The sequence below is a fragment of the Candidatus Jordarchaeum sp. genome (genome assembly GCF_052745115.1).
In genome coordinates, this window is sequence record NZ_JBRAKS010000423.1 from 1 (window position 1) to 2,986 (window position 2,986).

Consider the following 2,986-nt stretch of genomic DNA (forward strand, 5'->3'; position numbering starts at 1 on the left):
TGCTCCCCTATGAAGCAGGAACCGAACACCATCTGGAAGTGTCCTAGATGGGTAGGTTTCGGACAACGGTTACCGTGGCTGACATCAATTTGGATAGTGCCCAGAGATTTGCTCAGGCACTTGGGGATTCCAGGGTGGACGCATTGAGGGTTGATGCCTCGAAACGGTCGCAGCTGGTTAATGTTTTTAAGGGATATGATTTGGTGATGAACACGGTTGAACCATACTATCGCTTCGCGGTGCCTGTGGTAAAAGTGGCTATTGAGACCGGGGTGAATTACATAGATATTTGTGATGATGTGGAGCCAACTATGGAGCTTCTGAAACTGGATAAGGAGGCTCGAGACTCTGGAGTCTTTGTCGTTGTTGGTCTGGGTGCTTCTCCGGGTTTGACGAATTTAATTGTAAAGGATCTGGTTCAGCCGTTTGAACAGGTGGATGAAATCATTATCGCTTGGGTTGTGGGTGAAGAAACCGGGGAGGAAGAGGTCGGAGGGCTCTCCGAGGGACAAGCAGTTATTGAACACATGCTTCACATATCCTCTGGGGAAGTCATCACTTTTAAAGGGGGGAGGCACATAAAGATTCCTGCATTCAGAAAGGGAGTGAAGCTTCCTTTTCCAAAACCCTTGGGTAAATACACTTGCTATCATGTAGCCCACCCAGAGGTAGTTACCCTTCCTAATTACATAACGGGTGTCCGCACGGTTTCCAACCTGGGTTCTTTGTATCCTGAAATCAATAATTTTATATTTCAACAGTTGGGCAAAGCAGTAGAAAATGGAAAGCACACCATTGAAACTGCAGCCTTGGAAATAGTTAAGCTTCAAAAAGAGCAAGCTGTGGAAGAAGGGAAAAAAGGCGAGAAGAGAGAGCCTTCACCTAGTGGATTGTACCTGGCAGTTATAGGAACGAGGAGTGGAGACCGAGGTATGAATTACTATACCACTTGTAGCTATGAACCTATGTCTGCGAGCACCGGTCAACCACTAGCCTGTGGAGTCATCTATTTTGCCCGTGGAAGCATTATAAAACCCGGAGTTCACGCACCAGAGTCAGTTTTCAGCATCGGTAATATTCTCGAAATAGCGTCACAGTACAACCTTTCTTTCGCTAGAGGGGGGGAGAGTGTGACGGATATGGGTTGGAGTAAAAAACTAATATCAGCAGTAAAAAGTTAGAGAAAGATAAAGATTTGTGTAGAATACAAATTAAAAAACTATTATTAAATTTTTGCTCCAAATTTTTTTACAGATTTTAGCGGGAGTACTGTCTGATATATTCTTCGATATATTTTCTAACTTTATCCGCAGGCTCGTAGACGCCGAAATGGCCCTCGCATAGTATGTCAGGTTTTAGACTGATTAGCTTCTGCATAGATTCTCGGTACTGTTCGAGATTAGCTCCCCACTCGGGTATTAGGGGCCCATGAATATCTTGTCCGAATAGGACGCGTTTTCCTTTAATATCCACAAATACGGATATGCCACCAGGCGTATGTCCTGGAGTCCATAGGAGATGGAATTCTAGTTTGCCAAAGGTGAGCTTGGTTTCCGGCTGATTCAGCTTCATGTCAACCGGGCAGGGCTCTAATTTTACTCCATAGGCCTGGGCTCCTGTTAGGAACTGTTCTCCTTCCTCTATGTTTTTTGCGTCTAACTCGTGTGCAATAACCTGACAGTAGAAATTTTTTCTAAACTTTGCAGCAGCACCTATATGATCTATGTGTTTGTGTGTGAGAATTAAAGCCTTAAGATTGGTAAGATCGAAACCTAATAATTCCGCATTTTTAACGAGAAGAGTATAGCTGAGCCCTGCACCAGAATCTATTAGAACAAGTTCTTCTTTTTCACAATCCACCAAATATACGCTACAATCAGCGCTGTGTGTAATCGACGAACTTCCAATAAGATATACACCATGGTATACTTTGTAGGGCTTATTCAAATCTGGCACCACATAACTCAATTAAATTATAATAATGGATAATCTCTTTTCCCTAATGCAAAAAATTACAAATGTTAGAAAATTCTCCAAGCTTTACGCTCCGACTGTTTTAGTAATTTTTTTGTCTGGTCATTTATTTACTCGGTTTAGGACTAATCTGTTTTACTGGAACCCCTGCCCACACAGTGTTCGGCGGGATTTTGGTGTCTCTGGGAACAAAGGAGTATGCTCCTATGACCGCTCCTTCACCTATTTCAGCTCCCGGAAACACAAGTGTGTTAACTCCCACCACTGCCCCGTCACCAATTTTTATTTTTCTGAGGTATAATCTGTTGCCTTCTGAAATGTGAGGCACCATTAATGTGCCTGCTCCACCCACGGAGCTTGTGCCCATTTCTACTAGATAAGGGTCAGATATCCTGTGCGCCGTAGCTCCGGGTCCCATTTTACATTTTAGGAATTTGTAGACAAATGTGTTAAAGAGTGTTTGTCCTAGCGGTGGGTTTCCCATAAAGTGTGAAGCGGAGTTTGTTAACATCACGTTTATCATCCAGTTTCTCACATTCTTGTTTCTCATGTCTACCTCGTGTGACCCTTCTTCAACTGGTTTTAACTGAACTCTGACCAATACTAGGAATGTTAGGTTAAAAACCCATTTTGTTGAAATGTAGTAGAGGGGCGTTAATCCGATTAACACGTAGAGCGGAAGGTCAAGATAGTTAACCATAAAGTATGATGCTAATATAATTGGGATTAGGCTAATCGCTCCGGCGATTATAATCGAGACTGTTAGTCTTCCTACGAGTCTAGGGGGTTTCCTCAGTTTTTCTTTTTCAATTTTGTGCATTCTTACACCTCCTATAAATTATAAAAGGTTCATTCAAACTTATCAAAATTTTTAGCGTTTTCAACTTATAAGATATTTCTAATGTTATAAATAAAATTCTTCTTTTTAGAGGACCAAGAAACTGATAATGAATTATTCATTTTTTACCGTATACGGGAAATATATGCTTGTATTTTGCTCAACAAGTTTCCC

Annotated in this window: 3 protein-coding genes; 1 reads left to right on the top strand and 2 read right to left on the bottom strand. The window is 41.9% G+C overall.

Annotated features, from left to right (window positions below; genetic code table 11):
• Positions 1-47: 47 nt before the first annotated feature.
• Positions 48-1,181 (top strand): saccharopine dehydrogenase family protein, encoded by a 1,134-nt coding sequence (locus tag ACUVXA_RS18950; protein WP_445872852.1) that lies wholly within the window; start codon positions 48-50, stop codon positions 1,179-1,181.
• 76 nt (positions 1,182-1,257) lie between these two features.
• On the opposite strand, the gene ACUVXA_RS18955 is transcribed toward ACUVXA_RS18950, so the two are convergent.
• Entirely contained in the window at positions 1,258-1,956 is a 699-nt protein-coding gene (locus ACUVXA_RS18955; RefSeq protein ID WP_445872853.1) for an MBL fold metallo-hydrolase, read from the bottom strand.
• A gap of 124 nt (positions 1,957-2,080) precedes the next feature.
• Positions 2,081-2,794 (bottom strand): hypothetical protein, encoded by a 714-nt coding sequence (locus ACUVXA_RS18960; protein ID WP_445872854.1) that lies wholly within the window; start codon positions 2,792-2,794, stop codon positions 2,081-2,083.
• Between the last annotated feature and the right edge of the window lie 192 nt (positions 2,795-2,986).